Source organism: Roseiconus lacunae (assembly GCF_008312935.1).
GTDB lineage: Bacteria > Planctomycetota > Planctomycetia > Pirellulales > Pirellulaceae > Stieleria > Stieleria lacunae.
Genome location: NZ_VSZO01000001.1, coordinates 1654135 through 1672802 on the forward strand (window position 1 = coordinate 1654135; position 18668 = coordinate 1672802).

Sequence of the window (18668 nt, forward strand, 5' to 3'; positions counted from 1 at the left end):
TAGCGAGCACGCGCAACGAGCCCCCACCGTAGCAATGAGGGTGAATTCCAAGCAAGGGAGATTTAGGGCCTGCGATTTGCTTTCAATCGACTGGGAGACCTTCAATTTCCAAACGTGCTTTGGATCATCACGTACATTTTTCCTTCGTTGTCGGAAGGCTCTAGATCGAACATTCGCAGGTAAAGACGACCTGATTTCTTATTAACAAACTTTTCGCCGGGCTTGATCGGGAATGGCTTTCCGGACTCTAGTTCAGCCGGTGAGTTGGCGATCACGCCGATCAGCGTACCAATTTTAATGCGTGAATCACGCGGTCGCTGTTTGTCGGGAATCTCCAAACCTTCCGGGCCGGTTTCTAAAACCACTTTCCAAGTCCCGCGGACTTCGATGTGAACCGGCATGTCTGCTTGCAGCGTCACGCCGCTGTCCTGCCATCCGTCGGCGGCTTCCACGTTGACCAGCTTGCGATCCTTCATCGTTTGCATTTGCATGATTCGATTCAGGCCGGCTTCTGCTTCGGCATGGTTGGGGACCAATCGCACCATCGCCTCAAAGACTTCGCGGGCTCGATCGAACTGCTTTTTTCGCTCGTATTCGCCCGCTAGTTTATCCGCTTTGATGATGAATTCTCGGTGCAAACTCAGTAACTCGGGATCACTGGGGAGTTCTGGCTGATTCGCCGCCGCTTGCTGCAATTGGAGCTGGTAGTTGCGTTTAGCCTGTTCCTGCTGTCGCTGTAGACGTTTCATCGAAGACGTTTGGGCGACACACTGATTCGCCACGCAGAACATGATCGCGATACAAAACAAAGAAAGGCCGCAAAGCCGAAACGACAGCGAAACCATTAGACAAACCCGAACTCAGAAGAAAACACGAACGCCGAACTCAAAATCACCGCCGATGGTGCACTACACCGGACAACGCACCGGCAAGCCTACCTCAAAAACGACCTTACCGGCCAAGATGTACCCATTTAGCCGTTTGACCGATCGCTAGTCATCTTCGGTCGCGCGACGCTAATGCAACTCGTTTAGATCCAATCGGTAGAGGACTTGATTGTAATCGTGCCGTGGAGTTGGCTCGGCGGTTTTTGAAAACGTGTGAGTATAAGTCGCCTCGAAGAGTAATTCGGGCGAGTCTTCGGCGACAAATTCGGGATGCAACTGCGGATTGTAAAACGTGTAACGGTGATGGGTCACGACATGAATCGCGTTCGCCCAAGGCCCCAACGGCGAGTCTGATTCGGCATACCAGATCTCGCCCAGGTGAGATGTCTCGCCACCGAGTTGTGTGAATACCGTCACCCATTTTTTGCGATAGCCGTTCCAGGCGATGGAACCACGGTGGGGACGAATCTGTTGTCGATTGTCGGCGGATGGAATTGTTGTCTGTGGTAAAAGGGGTTCCCAGGAGCTCGGATCGAACCACGCTTCGAATGTGGCTCGGCAGCGAAGGCTGGGCAGCGGATCACCAAACAAGATCCAACGTATGCCATCGGCGTCTTCCCAGAGAACCGAGTGACCTTGGGGCAGTGCGTCGGGTTTCGGTTTACCGGAATCCAATCGCCAAATCGATTTTGTTGCGGCAAAACGCTTTTGGGATTCATCCCACACGCACAGCCCGACCTCTGATTCAGTCAGGGGGGGCTTGATTTTTGAATAGGTCGCTACCAATCGATCGGAGCCATCGTTTGCTCGTAAACTTGCGTACCCCATCAGCCAAGTCGGGCCATCACCAGGCATCTCGGCGATATTGCGAGGTCTACCATTCTGGTCGGTAATGTATTCGTATCGCAGCTTGATGGGTGGTTTCCAATCAGTTCGATTCCAAATGGGAGTGGTCGCTCCGATCGATTGAAAGAGGCCAAGCGGATACCGGGCGAGTGTGGTATCGCCCCAGGCCCAGTGTATCCGCCCACGGTGCACGACGTTTTGAACGCTATCGCACCCAAGGATTGATTGCTCGCGCCACTCCGTATGTTCGCCGAACGATTGGCTTTCGGCGAATAAACCACCACCGGTAATCCGGCCCAGTCGCTTTGCCGGTAATTCTCGTTTGACTTCAACGGTCAGTTCGCCACCCGGAGTCGGAGTCAGACGCACTCCGCGGTAGCCGAAAGCGTCTTTAGGGACGTTGTAACCATGACCTTCGATGTGAAACCAAACAGGCTCATCCATCAATTCAGGTAGATCGAATGCAATCACCCCCGCGTTGTCGGACACAAACCGGATCCCATGCGTGGTTCGTAATTCGACCAAGGGTACAGGCCACCGGTTCTCCGAATCGATCACTCGGATTCGGCATGGCTCCCTCGCCAATGCCAACTGACCGAACAGGATCATGACCAGGGCGACTCCGCCGATCCGCCATTGAAAGCCGTATCGATCGCATCGCAGGGTAAGACGAAAAAATTTCATGCGTGATCCACCGCCAATTGAGGTATCCGTAGAGAGGGAGTTGGCCGACGCATCGTACGGATTCGCCGACTCGGTCGCTTCGCCCTTGCAAGGCAGTTTACATCGGTAGAAAATTCAGTAGATACCCGAATACAGGTACATTCAAGTTCGCGAGTCGCTGGCTTGAATCGCAGGGCAACGGTTCTAGGCTTTGTTGACGTTTGCCCGATGCGATCACATTTAACACAATGAGTTCGGAAAGCGTTTCAAAGCCGATGTTCATTGACGTTCATTGGCAGACGATTTTTAAAAGTCAATTTGCATGTCGATGAGCATGAGACAAATCAAACAAACGTGGTGTTTTGGCCTGATGCGTTTTTCAATCCATTGTGATTCTTTTCGCGTGATCGCGGCAGGCGCGTTGTTGGTGTCCCTTGTTGCAGGATCGCCGTACACGAACGCCGATGGGGGACCGCAGGATCATTCGTTCGAGCTTCCCGGTATCGATGATTCGGTTGTCAAATTGACCCGCCGATCGGCATCGCCGGTGAACGTGATTTTTCTCGTTGGTACCGAATGTCCCCTGGTCAAGATTTATGCAAGCCGAGTTTCAAAGACGGTGCAGGAGATCAACCGGTCTCACCCCAAGCATTCACCTGCCGTCCGCCTGATTGGTTTGTGTAGCACTGTTCAGGATTCGATCGACGACCTTCAGGCGTTCGCCGACGATCAGCAAATCGAATTTACTCTTGCGAAAGATTTTGACGGAAGCGTCGGAAAGCGACTTGGCGCGACGCGGACTTCCGAAGTCCTTGTCCTCGATCAGGATCTTGCCATTCGTTACCAAGGCCGCGTCGACGATGAATATGAACCGGGCGTTTCGAGGACGAAGGTTACTCGACACGATTTACGACAAGCCATTGACGAAATCCTTGCCGGTCGGCCGGTCTCGGTTCCGGTGACCAAGCCGGTCGGCTGTCTGATCGGCTACGCCACCGAAGGTCCCGTGACGACAGAACTGACCTACACTCGTGACATTGCACCGATCTTGGATCGGCAATGCAACGAATGTCATCGCCGAGGGGACATCGGTCCGTTTGCCCTGACCGACTATGCCGAAGTCGTCGGTTGGGGGCCGATGATGGTCGAAGTGATCGACGAGCAACGGATGCCGCCATGGCATGCGGACCCAAAGTTTGGCACGTTTGTCAACGCGCGACACATGCCCGATTCTGAGAAACAGATGGTGAGAGACTGGGTTGACGGTGGGATGCCGTACGGCGACCTCACCGATCTGCAAAAAGAAACAAGCCCGGCGTCACTGGCAATTGCCGACGACGGGAGTGAATGGCAGTTCTCTCGTGAACCCGATTTGATTGTTTCGATGTCGGACCATTCGTTCGAAGTTCCGGCCGACCAGTCCGTCGACTACCAATACTACGTCGTCGATCCTGGATTTAAAGAAGACACCTGGGTCGTTGGGACCGAAGTGCAACCCGGGAATCGTTCTGTCGTTCATCATTGTATCGTCTTTATTCGACCGCCCGACGATGCCAACTTTCGAGGCGTCGGTTGGCTGGGTGCCTATGTTCCAGGCCAGCGGGGAGCCGAGTTTCCCGAAGGATATGCCCGCCGAATTCCTGCAGGGTCAAAGTTGGTTTTTCAAATGCACTACACCCCCACGGGGACCAAGCAAACGGATCAAACCCGGATTGGGCTTCTGCTCGGCAAGGAAGAGAACGTCACTCACGAAATTATTACTCTAACCGCAATAAATAGCGAGTTCGAGATTCCGCCAAACGCCCAAGACCACGCCGTTCGAGCTTCCATCAGGCGACTTCCCGAGCGTGGCGAATTGTTGGCGATCGCGCCGCATATGCACTTAAGAGGTAAAAGCTTTCGTGTGTTTGCCGAACCAATCATGTCATCACCGGACTCGCATGCATCGGACAATCCTGGCCGTTCGGAAATCTTACTTTCCGTTCCCCATTACGATTTCAATTGGCAGCACGTTTACGCCTTCGCCGATCCGTTACCGCTTTCATCGGTCGACAAGATTTGGTTCGAAGCGACGTTTGATAACTCATCGAGCAACCCATTCAATCCCGACCCCGCCGCGGCCGTCTTTTGGGGCGACCAAACGGATGAAGAAATGGCGATCGGCTTCTTTGAAGTTTCCATCCCACGTCAGCCGATTGCGCAACGTACTCGAACGGTCAAAGCAAAACCTGATTCGCCTCAGCTAAACGATGAAGAACGACGACGGGCGAAGCAATTCGCCGAACAGTACATCCACCGCTGGGATGCCAATCGTGATGGCAAACTTGTCAGCGAAGAACTACCGAAATCAATTGCCCGATTTGGCATGGATCAACTCGATCGAAATCGTAACGGTGTACTCGAAACCGACGAAATCGAGAGACTTTATCAACAACACCTGAAGAAACCTGCTTCTCGATGACTCGCTTTTTGATTCGTTTCTTCGCTTCGGCAGTTGACCATCCCTTCCTTGTTTCTGCATTCTTGCTTGTCCTGACTGTAGTCGCGACGATCGCTCGGCATGATCCGAGCTTGATCAGGGATCCGATTGACAATCTGTTTGCGAACGACAATCCCGCCGTTATCGAAAAGGTACCGACACCGTCGGCACCTCCGGCGGCCACAGTTCGCACCGGTCGAGTTGCCGGTGGTGTCCGTGGGGGACAACTTCAGATCAACGACAACGACGTCGTGATGATCATTCAAAGTGACGAGTTCTTCTCTTCACGAGGAAGCGAAGCGATCTCGACCATCGTCGATGATCTTCGATCGCTTTCGATTGTCGATCAATTGTTCTGGATGGGAGACACACCGCCGATCAATCTCTTCGCGTTACGTGATGCTGTGCTTCCCAAGCCTTCTTCGTCGGAACAGCAATTCGCCCGCGCACGCCAGCGTGCACTCGAGCATCCGCTGATCGCAGGGCAGTTGCTTTCCGAAGACGGTCAAACGCTACTGATCTTTATTAAGCTGGATTGGCTGTTCGTCGAAGGTGATCAAGAAACGGTCGAGACGCTCAAGTCGACGGTGACGAAGACGGCAGATCGGTTTCCAGAATTAAACATTGACGTTCAAGTTGCCGGACGTGTTCCGACGACCGTCGCGATTTTGGAATCGCGCGATCGCAACGAAAAACGATTTGTTTGGATCGCATTGGGGATGGTTACCGTTCTGGCAACGATCTTGTTTCGAGGGCTGGCGAGCGTCTTGATCGTGTCGGCGCCGCCGATAATTGGTGTCTATTGGTCGCTCGGGGCGTTGCCGCTGTTTGAACTCCAGGACAATCCTTTTAATCAAATCGTGACGCCGGTTTTGATCGGTATGGTGGGGTTCACCGACAGCATTCATTTATTCCTTGATATCCGCCGTCTCCGTTCCAATGGGATGACGTCTCGCGAAGCAGCCAAGCAAGGAGTCATACGTGTCGGCTTGGCTTGTTTCTTGACGTCCCTGACCACTGCGATCGGACTCGGTTCACTCGCTTTGGCCGAAAACGAGGTGGTGCGTGAGTTCGGGATGAGTTGTGTGATGGGAGTCGGCCTATCATTCTTGGCAGTCTTGCTCGTCATTCCGCTCGCATCTGCCTCGAAGCTCGGTGATCGGATTCAGACGGCCTCGAAAGAAAACGTCGTCGACCGACATCTTGCAAGAATCGGTCCCTTGATCGACTGGACGATTCGACATCATCGGCCGATGGGCATGGTGGCGATCGGAGGCACCGTCGCGTTGCTTCTGGTTAGTTTGCAAATGAATCCTGATCAGCGCGTCGCGATGCTGTTGCCGACCGGATCACCCGCGCTAAAAGCGATGGAGACGCTTGACGAATCAATGGGGGGGACAGAGACAGCGACTGTGCAAGTTGATTGGTCAAAAAGTGTTCCGCGTGGCTCTGAGGAGATCCGGATGGTCATCGCGGAAGCACAGGCGATTCTCGATGAAGAAGAGTTGATCGGTAGTCCCGTCTCCTTGCAACGATTCATCGATGTATTGCCAGGTGATCCGGATGCGGCCGGACGGCTATCGATCACCGAACTGTTGCCGCCGCCACTAAAGCACGCCTTCTATAAGCCGGATGACAATTCTGCGGTTGTTCGTTTCAAAATTCGTGATGTCGGAATTGCCGCATACGCGCCGGTCTTCAAACGTATCGACGAACGTTTAAACGGTGTAATGGAGGAACATCCGGACTTTAATCTGTACTTGAGTGGCAGGCCGATCGGCCGTTGGAAGAATCTATACCAAGTCGTGCTTGATCTGGTTTACAGTCTCGGAAGTGCATCGGTGATCATCTTCGTCGTCTTGACGATTGCATTTCGGTCATTGCGGTTAGGGCTCATCGCGATCGTCCCAAATACTTTTCCCCTAGCATTTACCGGGGCATGCTTTTACTGGATGGGCCAGTCACTCGAGATTGCTGCCGTCTGCGCTTTTACCGTTTGTTTGGGTATCGCAGTCGACGACACGATTCACTTTCTTTCACGCTACCGGACAGATAGCGAGCAAATGGATCAAGATGATGCAATTCGCTCGGCGTTCGTTAGCACGGGAAGTGCCCTGATCATGACAACAGTAATCCTCGTCCTTGGTATCTCTTCGGTGCTGATCAGTGGGATGCGCGAGCAGCGTATCTTCGCACTGATCACGTGTCTGACGATTGGATCCGCACTGCTGGGCGACCTGCTGTTGCTGCCGCCGTTGCTGGCTTGGTTTGGTAAATCCAAGCGGGATACGGAAGGAACGTCGGAAATGCCTGTCGTTACCGAAGGTGACGTTCGATCAACTGAATGAACGACTGCGATGAGTCGATCGCACCTGACACCGTACTCTCGGGGAACAGGGCCTTAGGGATAGTGCCAGCCCCTGCTCGCTGGTACAACGTGACATGCTTGGCAATGTATTCACCCGGCGTCGCCGATCGAAGCGTCGCGTCGAGTTTTTCGACATCGACCATCGACCGAGCTTTCGTGATTGCTTGGGCATACGATGGTTTTTCGTCAAAGAGATAGTCGTGGAACGATTCAAACTGTTCTCGATCGGCAAGCCAAACCGCGACGGCAAGTTTTGCAAGTTCACATGCTTCGGCATGACTCGCATGAGTTGTTTTTACCGAAGCATTGCATTCCTTATCTAAGGGTACCGGTAGCGAGATCACTGCCAATTGATCACCAAAGTGTTTTCGAGCTTGTTCTAACGATTGGTGGGTCCGTTGACAGTGTGGGCATGTGTAGTCGAACATTTCGACAAATACCAATTCAGCATCCGGCTTGCCGACTAGTGGCCATGAACTCGTATCGAGTTTGATATTTCTCAGCAATCGGGCCGTCTTGCTTACCGTTTCAGTCGGTGCCGCGCCGTTGGAAGGCGTAACTTCAGCGGCAACCAGCGAGACCGGACTAAAGAACGACATCATCAAGGCAACGACTTGGTGGTCATGAGATGTCTCTCCAAGTGAGAGGGGCGGAGCTTCGAACAGCATCGATTCTTCAGCGGCCTCTACCGACGTTGCCTCGCCCGCATCCGTATCGCCAGCGTTCGAGTCGCTTGTCGCAGGGACCGAATAGTCAATCACTTCGTACGTCACCGGTGCGGCGGTCGAGAACTGGAGTCCGATCATCGTAGCGACCAGCAACGCAGCGACCGAAGCAAGCACAGATTTTGAAAGTCCACGGCGGGTTTGACCACTGGTCAGATAGGCGGCCAGAACAATCAATCCAGCGGTATGGGCTGCCAAACAATAGGGACACAAATGTTGAAGCCAGAAGAACTGTAGGCCAATGAACCATAAAGCTGCTCCGGCGATCGCGAACGCGACCACTCCGATCGCTGTCCAACGCAGCCTAATCCCACGAAGACTCGTGGGGGTCCACACCAATAAACCGATCATGGTCGTGTGGGCAACGATAGCGGGAATGCTGACCGGAACCGACAGGACCGACGACCATCGGCTATTTAAAACATTCGAGCAGTCGAATAAGTCACCACCGCAGCCGGCTACGCCGGACGAGGTCAGTGACGCCCAGGCGAGGTAGAGACTCGTCACCAGCGCGATCGATGAACCGCCAATCATCGCCCACCAGTTTGCCGAATACTCGAAAATCTCTTTTCCAGACTCTGCAGATTTTTTACCACCGATCGGCCCATACATCGGGTGGTATCCGGTCGGTTGGTTTCTCAATTTTGGACGGTAAATATCAGCAAGAGACATGGCACAGCGTTCTGGTTGTGGTTGTAAAATCTCGGTGTTCGCCCCACCTCCCTGATAGGCATCAACAATGTTGTGTGCGTCGACACGTCGCGCATTGATACGCACTTATCGTGCCAACGCAAGCAAATCGGCGCCACGATCGCTTTTCAAAGCCGACCGGCAAGTCTGATGGCACGATCGTCTGGCGAGGACGCCGCCATAAAATCGGGCGAAACGGTTTCACTGACCGATCGTATTCACTGACCGACCGTAAAAAGCAGGCGTCTACTTCGGCGAATGGGCTTCGACGGATTGGGCGATTAAATCACCGTCGACCTCGGCAACTTCAGCCAATACTAAGAAGCCTTTGCGCAGCACATCTTCATCCGCCGGTTGACCGTCCAGTGTGATTGATGCGGTCGCAGAGACTTCGGTATCAACCAGTCCGTGCCGGAAATCGCGGATCATTAGATGATCACCAGCGACTACTTCGATCATGCCTCGGACGTTCTGTTTCACTGGCATCAGTTTCGCTGGCAACTTGACCACATCGGCGTACATGATCTGAGAGCGCATGACGTCGGATTGGACTCTCGAGCGGATGCTAACCAGTTCTCGCGATCGGCGGTTGATCGTATCGAGCGACCGGTTGATGCGAAGGCGATTTTGTACCGACCGCACTCCGGCAAGGTCTTCGACCGCGTCTTGGACTTCGATGCGGTCAGCGAAACTGGGCACTTGACCACGTAATTCGACCCGACCGGCGATCACCCGTGCGTGGATGTCCGGCGAGAGAAGATTGAAATTAGATTTCAAGCCATCACGAACGTCGAGTTCTATTTTTAGATCCGGCACCGGTCTCGATGCTGGCTCGTCTGCCGACACGGCGAAAGGAGCGATTATCAGGCCCAGTAGAGCGATCGACGATGGAAACTGGCGCATGGCACTGTCCCTCCAAAAGAATAGGTGAAAAGAGTAGGTAAGCAATCTCATGCTCGTCTCGTGCCAATCGACAAGCCAGCGGTATGCCCGACAGCCAGCCCGACTGTTAATCGTTATTTTCGACCATGGAAGCCCCGGGTTTTCAGAGCCATCCGAGTCCTTTTCGTCCGAATGAAACCGATCCAGCTTGGTTGAATTCTGACCAAGCGAATAGTCCGGTACCAAAATGAGAGTGGGAGCAACCGAACGATTTCACAACGACTGAAATCATGTCATTCAGCGATAGCAGTGACACGGAAGAGAGCAGAAGTACGTGGTCATCAGGTTCAACCGAACGCAGTGAAATTCGTTCGCCACCGCATTTGGTATGGCGGTTGCCCAGATCGTGTTCCATTCAATCAAACACCCGCGGAACGATCTTCCGCAAGAAATCTGAGGAGACCTTCCGATGCGTTTTGTTTGCCTTTTTGCGGCTGCCATGATGGCGATACCGACCGTTGCCGAGGAGCAGCCCGATGACACTATGATGGAAAAAATGCAGGGACGCTGGGAGATTGTTGAAGGGTGGAATCGTGGGCAGTCGCTCGCCAAATCTGAAATCGAAGGCTCCTACGTGATGGTGAAGACCAACCAAATCACGACTTTTGATTCCGACCAGCGGCAGACTTATCAGGCGATGTTTCGAATTGATGATAGTAAGAAACCCGTTCGTATTCAGATGACTGCGCTCCCTCGAACCAGTCCCGCCGAAGAGAATAACTCGCTGAAGCAGCCCACCGAGAAACAACCTGCGGCATCTGGGATTTTGAAGTTCGTCGATGAGGGGAAGTGGGTTCTATGCTACGCGCTACCTGGGGCAGAGCCACCGACCAAATTCGAATCCGCGAAGGGAAGCAAAACCATGATGTTCGTGATGGAGCGTCGCAAGGTTGACGATGGTCTCGTTCAATCTATCTCTCCACAAGAGTGATTGATCTGTGTTGATGATTTCAATCAGGTCAATTCATGAATCCGATCCTGCAAGCACCGTCGTCCCAGGCGATACCCCCGCCACATCGTTTGCGGACGCCGGTGTTTGCGTTAATTAATCCAAAGTCTGGTGCTGGTCTTGCTCTCGGTGTAGAGCGTCGCTTGGTTCAACAGGCGTCCGACCATCAAGTCGACTTGATTGTCCAACGCACCGATTCGGCGAAGCGTGATGCTGTGGCTTCGGCCATCGAAGCGGGAGCGAAGACAATCGTTGTGGTGGGTGGTGACGGCACGATTTCGAAAGCAGCGAGCCATGTCGCGAAGAAGAATGTTGATGTTGGCATCGTTCCCACGGGAACGGCAAACTTGATCGCGAAGTCACTGGCGATTCCGGAGGACCCGATGGCGGCCGTTGACGGCTTATTCGGTCGTCATCGCATCGCCAAAATCGACGGTATGGTTCAAAACGAAAACATCGCCTTCTCGCATGTTTCGATGGGAACATACTCTCGAATCGCCCAGCGAGAGAATTGTACGACAAAACGCTATTTTGGGAAGTTTGCCTATCTTCTGTGCGCACTTCGCGAGGTGGTCATTGGTCGCGACTGGGCTTTTGAAATCTCGATAGATGGCCAGACGCAACGGCGGCGTGCCTCACTAATCATGGTTGCCAACGTTCGCCCGCTCGGGATTGGCGAGTTGGTCTGGGGGGAGCATATCGATCCAAGTGACGGGGCGCTTGACGTATGTTTGGTTCGGGCGAAAGGACTTCGGCGTCACGCGTCGCTTTTCTATCACGCCTGGCGCGGCAACACGGCTGCGAGCGACGAGATCGAATACTTCCGTGCAAAGTCAACCATCCAGGTGCATTCGATCGCAGGTCTTCCCGTCCGTGCTGATGGCGAAGTGTTAAATCAAACGATGATCGATATTCGCCTTCGCCGCGCGGTGCTTTCTGTCATCGTTCCGTCCACGCCAACCGGGAACTAGGGCATTCAGCATGCATTCTTCGAACACCGCTCTTTTGATGATGAATCGCAGCGCCGGACGTGCACAGGTAGACCGACTTTCCGAACGACTTGGTTTTGCGTTCGAATCTTACGGAGTCAACCTTCAGACATTTAGCTGGGATCATACCGAAGTCGATCAAATCAAATCACGCGTCGAAAAAGCGATCGCCGATCGAATCACCACCGTCATCGCTGCCGGTGGTGATGGAACGGTTTCCCGAATCGGTCAAATGTTGATCGGGAGCGATACTCGACTCGGAATTATTCCACTCGGCACGGCAAATTTGATCGCCAAAGAACTCCGAATACCGCTCGATATTGAAGACGCAATCAACGTTATTGTTGAGGCTTCGGCAATACGGAAAATCGATGGGATGCGTTGTCTGGACCGGACCTTTTTTTCACACGTCAGTATGGGGACCTATTCACGTCTCGCCGAGCTCGCCACACCAGCTCAGAAGGCACGGTTTGGCAAGGCCGCATATCTTTGGCATGGTGTCCGCGAAATTGTCAAACGCCGTCGATGGGTATTCGACATCACGATCGACGATCGACGATTCGAACGAGATGCCTCACTTGTGTTAGTTGCCAATATTGGAGCATTTGGCATCGGACAATTGACATGGGGGCGGCATATCGCAATTGATGATCAAAAGGTCGATGTGTGCATCGTCAAAGCGATCACCCCGTCTGACTACAGTCGATTGTCTGTGAATCTGGTTTCACAAAGCCTACATCGATCGAAATACGTTGAATATTTCCAGGCTGAAAAAAGCGTTCGAGTTTCGACAAGCAGTGACCTCGTTGTTCGGGGCGACGGCAATCGAACCGATGCATCAGTGATAGACTTGCAAATTTTGCCCGCGGCGGTTTCCGTCTTGGTTGGTACAACCTAACACAGGTTGGTCGTTTGCCGCTTCCGAACGCCGTGCGACGATTCCGATGCATCGTTCGTGCCAGCGTGCGTCATCGTCTCTACCATGAAATCCCACATGCCCACCATCGTCGACGATCACCGGTTGCAGTCGTGCGTTGCTTTGCCAATCGATTTTGGCGTAGGTTTCACTGGGAACAACAGGGTCCGAATTAGCGTAGATCAAATAGGTCTTCACATCGATCTGATCGAGGACGCGTTCGGCAGAGTTTTTCGCATAGTACTCATCGACGGTCTCGAAGCCACAGTGCTTTGAAGTGAAGCGTTCATCGAATTGCCAAACGCTGTTTGCCGAACGTACCGCAACGCGTTCCTCGTCGGTTAGACACGAGTTTTCTCGCAGCACTTCCTTTTTCATTTTGCCAAGCAGGTATCGTTCAATCGGTCTTCGGCTTAGCTGTGACAGCTCGCGTGACGTCGCAGCCAAGTCGAGTGGCGCAGACACCGTGATCGCTGCCGAGATCGGTACACCTTCGGGTTCATTCGCTAAAAAGTGTAATAAGACGCTTCCGCCTAACGAAAATCCGACCAATAGCACTCCGTGATTTAGTTCACTGGAGTACTTTGGATCTTTTCGAACAGCGTCAAAGACATGAGTCAAATCTTCGCTACGTCCGGGGTGGTGGATTGATTGGCACCGTTCCGCCGAATTACCAGCACCTCGAAAGTTAAGCCGCAAGACCCGGTGCCCTTCTGACAGTAGCGTCTTCGCACACGAGCGAATGTAGGAACTTTGCGACGTGCCTCCTAATCCGTGTAGCAAAACAATCAGCGGCCAAGGATGGCGAGGTCCTTCCGGCGGTGACAGTAGATCTGCGGTCAATACGTCGCCGGTATCATCCGACGTGGGCATCCGCAACGACTTGACCCGGTAGTCACTCAAATCGCGTTCTTGCAGGCGGAATAGGCGACTTCGGGCTGTCTGGAGATACCCACCGTACCACGGTGGTTTGGGATGAAACGGCGGAAAGATCGCCCGCCATGGCTCATTCGGATCGGTATCCATCGCTGGTCAAAGTATGAAAGGAGTGTTCGCGTCACAATGATTGATTCCATTGCCCCGCCCGATGCAAACACTGTTCCATTGCACGCACTTCGATGCCAGTTCCAGTTGTGAACACAGACGACGCCTACTTAACCTCAAATTTTTGAAAGACGGCATCGGTGTTCACGACGCGCAGCCCGATCGTCCCCGTATCGTAAGTGTCGTCAACGTACGCGATTTTTTTCATGCCATTGTGAAAGACCTCGATTTGTGTGCCTTTGGTTCGAACGACAAGTTCTTGAATTTGTGACGCATCGATCGTTGTCGACGATCGTTGTAGTTCCTTCCAGAGACGCCCATCGGTTTTGCCTAAGATCACCAATTGCGTCTTGGGAATCAAACCGGCAAAGTAACCACGTTGGGCGTCATACCCAACCGATGGGCCGGTGCAACGGAACAGCAGTCCTGCGTCACGAGCTTGGTTGTTCCCAAGAAAATCAATCTCGATCGAGGCCGTGACATCATTCGGCACGGGATGGTTCAAGACGACCTTCTCGCCACTGCGATAGTCATTGATCGGATGTTCTGGAATACATCCAAGACGAACACCGGTGTCCAATGATTCAAAGAATTGGTGGTGACCGTAGTAAGTCACATCACTTGTTTCGGTCGATATGCTGGGCGGTTGATCTCCCGATGGTCGATCGAGAATCATTCCGGGGCGAACCGGTTCGTCAAACAACGGAAAACCGCGTCTGCCGACTTTCATCGGTTGAACGTAGATGTTGCGTCGCCATCCCGGTTGGCGATCTCGCTTGGCATGAAAGACATGCCACCACTGCTTGCCGTCGAGTGACGGTACAAAGCATGAATGTCCGACGCCATAGGTTGCCGCGGTACTTTGAAAAACGGGCTGTGGGCGTTTCTTCCATGAAGATGGCTTCAGCGGGTCGTCTCCGACAAGTTCCAGCAGGCCGAGTTTATAGGTTGGCAACCAAGAGGCACCACACGAATAGACGAGGGCGACACGTCCTTTCGCTTTAAAAACTTCGGGGCCTTCATGGAGTCCGCGTGAATCGATTCGTTCCTCCGTTCGCTCCCATAGATAGTCCGCATTGTCGCACAAGCGGACTCGCGGCCCGGTAAGCTCGGTCGGAGATTTCATCGCGGCAATATACAGGTACTGCTGGTCGGTCCCCGGTGCATCCCATCCCGACCATATTGCATAGCGTTGGCCTTGATGTTCGAGCACGGTCATATCGATCGCCCAGACATTCGGTGAGTTGCGGTCGGGCCCATCGCCGGTTGCCATCGGTCCGAACAATTCGTAGTCGCCGATCGGATCACTTGTCTTTGATCGCAAGACATATGCTTTATGATTAGCGTTGTTCCCGTCGGAGGCCGCAAAATAGACATGCCAATGGCCGTCAAGGAAATGTAGTTCGGGCGCCCAGACCTCTTTCGAATACGGTCCCGTTTCGGGAGCTTCCCAGACGACATGCTTGGTTCCAAAAGAAGTCAATGACGGGCTGGTATGGATCGCGATCCCACGATTACCGTCAGAAAAGCACCACAGATATCGATCCTGATTAGGGTCTTTGACGACCCACGGATCTGCACCCTCGCCGATCGGGTTTACAAACTTATCGGCGGGCAATGCCCCGTCATCGGCAAGGCCTCGCCAATCGGGGTCGCCCGCATCCTTTGGCATCTGCCGATTCCACCGCATCAAGTCGTCATGCAACCCATCGGCGATCTCCGGGTGTTGATCGATCAGGTTGTTTTGTTCGCTAGGATCGCCATCCAAGTCGTACAGTTGTCGATCGCTGCCGTCGTAGTTGACCAAGTATTTCCAGCGACCATCGCGGACGGCTAAGTCCGGATTGTCGACCTCCCGCGTTCCCGCGCGGTCCGGCGGTCGGCGAAAGAAGATCGGCGATTTCCGGCTTGCCGAATCTTTGCCCAGTAGCGTTGATATTAAGTTTTCGCCATCCAGTTCTTGCTTTGGTAACTTGGTGCCGGTCAGATCATAGAGTGATCGATTCACGTCGAGAGCGCACAGGACAGACGAATCATTCGTCGTTCCGGCCGCATCGCTGTTGACCAAACCCGGTCCCCATACAATTAGCGGCGATCGGATCCCGCCTTCGTACAGCCACGTTTTAGCGCCCCGAAGAGGTTCGGACGACCCGGCTCCTTCTTCGTGTCCATTATCGCTCATCACCAAAATCAGTGTGTTGTTACGCAGTTTCGGATCAGTTCGGATTCGATCAAACAACGATGCGAGTTGTTGATCCATCGCGTCTAGTACCGCGTAATACAGCTCGCGTTTACTTTCGTCGGTTTCCGATCGCAGGACTTCCGGTGGAAAGAATGGTGAGTGCACATCGTCGGGCCAAACATTGACAAAGAACGGTTGATTCGATTGTTGTGCTTCGTCAATAAACTTCACGGCGTGATCAACAAATTCTGCAGTGATCACCGAGCGATCAATCCATTCAATCGGGCCGCGTCCAAGATTGCCAGAACCCAAGTCATGCTTTTGTGGTGGCTTACCATCGTAGGCATCTTTGAGTGGCAAGACGCGAGGCCCTAATCCTTCGAAGTTAGTCAGGCTTTGGTCGAATCCATATTCGGTGATCAAAGGAGCTTCGCCGACATCACGTTGTCCGCCCATGTGCCATTTTCCGAAATGTCCCGTCGCATATCCGTTCGCTTTCAGCTGCCGCGCCAGCATCGGTGCCTCAAGGCGGAGCCACTGATCCATTCCACGCGATCGATTGAGCTCACGGCGAGCCAAGTAGGAGCTGATCCGATGTCGATGTGGATACTGTCCGGTGCTGAGTGCTACTCGCGAAGGGGAGCAAATGGGGGAGTTGACGTAAAAGTTGGTGAACCGTAACCCTTCTGCGGCTAAGCGGTCAATGTTTTCTGTTTCGATTCGCTTGCCGCCAAAGCAAGAAAGGTCTGACCAGCCCATGTCATCGATGAATACTGTGATCACATTGGGACGTTTTGGTGACGGATCTTCGGGCAGCACCTGACGTGTTGTTAGAAAAGAAGACAGGGCAACAAAACAAGCGAACAGAGAAGCCACGCCACGGGGCAAGGCAGCTCGAAAGGTCAACATGGATCGACTCATCAAAGGGGGAACAGCAACGCGCGCCAACTCTCTTGGCAGGAGTGCGGTGAGGGCGTCTCAGCATATCCCAAATAGAATCTGGGTGTACTCGCTGTCACAAGATGATGGGGCGATTCTCTGGCAAGATGGAGACCCGCTGAGATTCGTCACCAACCGCTAGAGATCTTTTGCGCAGTTCGCCGGTTTTCGGGCACCGGAGAGGTTTCAACTTTGAAACAACCCGTGTCATCAAGCGGTTGGCGAACGTAAGTCCGGCTAGTTCGGCACAGCCGTGGCGACTGCCACTCGGCTATTCCCAAGAACCGCAATGAGACGTCGCACTACGCCGGCCTTTGACGAGGGCCGTTTAGCATTCGCCCGATGATGGTGTAGCGGACACCGTATTCATAGGTCATCAACAAAAACACGGAAACGACAATGGTGATACCTGTGAATTTGAACAGAGAAGGAATCGATATTTCTTTGACGAACCATTGAGCCAGCAGGACAAGCGGAAGGTGCGCCACATACAGCCAGTACGAAGAGTCTGACACGTATCGCATTCGCTTGTTTTCTCCGGACATCAATTGACGACATATCCCGATCGATCCGAACGTCATCATCCACGCATACAATGCTTGAAGCGAACTGCCGATAAGTGATTTCAGTCCGGGGTGCTCAAGCGTGAAAATTCCAAACACGCCCGAAACTAAATCCAGTCCGATCGGAAATATCACCAACAGTGCGACCGATAGAAGGCTCCCCCATCGACGACCAAGCCCACCGGTTTCGTCCTCCAGGTCCCAATAAATTGCTCCGAAGAAAAAGAATATCGCATAGTATGCGAGCACGCATGGAATCGGCAACAATCCGATCGATGAATCGGGGCCAAAGCTCGCTTGACTCATGAACGATTGCGGCCACATGGTCAGTGGGACCAACCACAGCAGACTGAGTGGAGAGCAAAACAACCACTTCGGAAGTTTACTGATCTGTATGCGGTCGATCAGCGTCGTATAGACGGCGAAGGCCGCGACCAGCCAACAAAGAAACCACAGAAACCAAAGGTGCATGAAGACGGGGAGTTGGTATAGCAATGCATTGATCGTGTCACGGCTGAGTCCGCCCGATTGATTTTGATTGGCACGGAATTCGTTTTCGACACCGAGTTGCTTGGCAATCTTCGATCGCTCTTCCATTAGCGTGTCTTCATCAAGAGGCACTCCGAATGAAGAGGCGATAAAGTTGGATGTGCCGAAGTCGATGTTGAGCAGATCTTTAGGTTTGCGCCCGTTGGCATCGATCGCTTCGACGTCCGCTCCCGCGTTCAGAAGCAACGTTGCCGCATCGGAACGTCCGACGAACACGGCGCTATGCAGCGCTGTCCCTTGGTCACCGTTGCGTTGCTTTGCATCGGCCCCTTGTTGCAGAAGCATTTCGACCATATCGGTATGTCCCAAGAAAACGGCGACCGTCAAAAGTGACGCGCCGTCTTGGCTGAACGCATTGACGCTCAGTTCAGAAGTCTCGATCGCTTGACGCACCTGATCTGTTTCGCCGGCAACCACCGACTCCCAAACGGCAGCGTTTTGATTTCCAAAGGGGGCCGGTCTTTGGACGAAGCCGCTGACCGCCCACATGGCAGGGATGATGGTGAAGCATCCAATCAATAGCGGTAGTGCGATCCGTTTTCCACGATGCTTAATCAGTGCCCTCAGTCCACGTTTCCGCCACAGCATCGCCGTAAAGAAACCGCTGAGTAAGAAGAAAAGCGGCATCCGAAATCCATGGATCGCCGCGAACAATATCGAGTAGACATCGCTTTGACGGGTGTCCTGAACAGTCCACGGGATCGCGGTGAAGGAAAGTGCGGCATGCAATACGATTCCTAGCAGCATTGCAATCGCGCGCAACGCATCAAGATCGTGTCGACGAAAGACTGTCGTCGAGTCCGGTGACTTGATTTCTGTCGCGACATTTACCGGAGGACGTTCTCCGGTTTCCTTTGCATCTTCCATCGAACTGACTAACGAAACCATCGAGGACTCCAAGTGAAAGGGGGAAGCCAAGAAACGCAGGACCGGAAAC

The 18668-nt window shown here is 53.3% G+C and carries 12 protein-coding genes; 5 read left to right on the plus strand and 7 right to left on the minus strand.

All coding sequences use genetic code 11. From position 1 onward, the window contains the following. Positions 1 to 101 precede the first annotated feature (101 nt). Together FYC48_RS06200 and FYC48_RS06205 are read right to left on the minus strand one after the other, a co-directional pair. Positions 102 to 749, minus strand: a complete 648-nt coding sequence (locus FYC48_RS06200; protein ID WP_149495709.1) for a hypothetical protein — start codon at positions 747 to 749, stop codon at positions 102 to 104. A gap of 267 nt (positions 750 to 1016) precedes the next feature. Further along, positions 1017 to 2417, minus strand: coding sequence for a hypothetical protein (locus FYC48_RS06205; RefSeq protein ID WP_200836541.1), 1401 nt, complete (start codon positions 2415 to 2417; stop codon positions 1017 to 1019). A 313-nt stretch (positions 2418 to 2730) separates the two neighbouring features. Between FYC48_RS06205 and FYC48_RS06210 the strand changes: the two genes are divergently transcribed. Further along, positions 2731 to 4857, plus strand: a complete 2127-nt coding sequence (locus FYC48_RS06210; RefSeq protein ID WP_160149355.1) for a thioredoxin domain-containing protein — start codon at positions 2731 to 2733, stop codon at positions 4855 to 4857. Continuing rightward, on the plus strand, positions 4854 to 7223 hold the full coding sequence (locus FYC48_RS06215; protein ID WP_149495711.1) for an efflux RND transporter permease subunit: 2370 nt from the start codon (positions 4854 to 4856) through the stop codon (positions 7221 to 7223). Before FYC48_RS06210 ends, FYC48_RS06215 begins: the two co-directional genes overlap by 4 nt. Here the strand turns inward: FYC48_RS06215 and FYC48_RS06220 are convergent. Next, entirely contained in the window at positions 7192 to 8640 is a 1449-nt protein-coding gene (locus FYC48_RS06220; protein WP_235034094.1) for a vitamin K epoxide reductase family protein, read from the minus strand. The genes FYC48_RS06215 and FYC48_RS06220 overlap by 32 nt on opposite strands. A 264-nt stretch (positions 8641 to 8904) precedes the next feature. Next, positions 8905 to 9561, minus strand: coding sequence for a BON domain-containing protein (locus FYC48_RS06225; RefSeq protein ID WP_160149356.1), 657 nt, complete (start codon positions 9559 to 9561; stop codon positions 8905 to 8907). A gap of 448 nt (positions 9562 to 10009) precedes the next feature. On the opposite strand from FYC48_RS06225, the gene FYC48_RS06230 reads away from it, so the two are divergent. Genes FYC48_RS06230 through FYC48_RS06240 form a run of 3 tightly spaced genes read left to right on the plus strand, consistent with a single transcriptional unit; the run spans position 10010 to position 12436 of the window. After that, entirely contained in the window at positions 10010 to 10531 is a 522-nt protein-coding gene (locus FYC48_RS06230) for a TIGR03067 domain-containing protein (protein ID WP_149495713.1), read from the plus strand. A 35-nt stretch (positions 10532 to 10566) separates the two neighbouring features. Further along, positions 10567 to 11520 carry a diacylglycerol/lipid kinase family protein gene (locus FYC48_RS06235; RefSeq protein ID WP_149495714.1) on the plus strand — a complete coding sequence of 318 codons (954 nt, stop codon included), beginning with the start codon at positions 10567 to 10569 and terminating at the stop codon, positions 11518 to 11520. 37 nt (positions 11521 to 11557) lie between these two features. Continuing rightward, positions 11558 to 12436, plus strand: a complete 879-nt coding sequence (locus FYC48_RS06240; RefSeq protein WP_160149357.1) for a diacylglycerol/lipid kinase family protein — start codon at positions 11558 to 11560, stop codon at positions 12434 to 12436. On the opposite strand, the gene FYC48_RS06245 is transcribed toward FYC48_RS06240, so the two are convergent. From FYC48_RS06245 to FYC48_RS06255, 3 genes are all read right to left on the minus strand, one after another. Continuing rightward, on the minus strand, positions 12377 to 13480 hold the full coding sequence (locus FYC48_RS06245) for a YheT family hydrolase (protein WP_149495716.1): 1104 nt from the start codon (positions 13478 to 13480) through the stop codon (positions 12377 to 12379). The two genes, FYC48_RS06240 and FYC48_RS06245, sit on opposite strands and share 60 nt — an antisense overlap. 124 nt (positions 13481 to 13604) lie before the next feature. Further along, on the minus strand, positions 13605 to 16589 hold the full coding sequence (locus tag FYC48_RS28320; RefSeq protein WP_235034095.1) for a sulfatase-like hydrolase/transferase: 2985 nt from the start codon (positions 16587 to 16589) through the stop codon (positions 13605 to 13607). 332 nt (positions 16590 to 16921) lie between these two features. Continuing rightward, a complete protein-coding gene (locus tag FYC48_RS06255) occupies positions 16922 to 18619 on the minus strand; it encodes an acyltransferase family protein (RefSeq protein WP_160149358.1) in 1698 nt (565 codons plus the stop codon). Between the last annotated feature and the right edge of the window lie 49 nt (positions 18620 to 18668).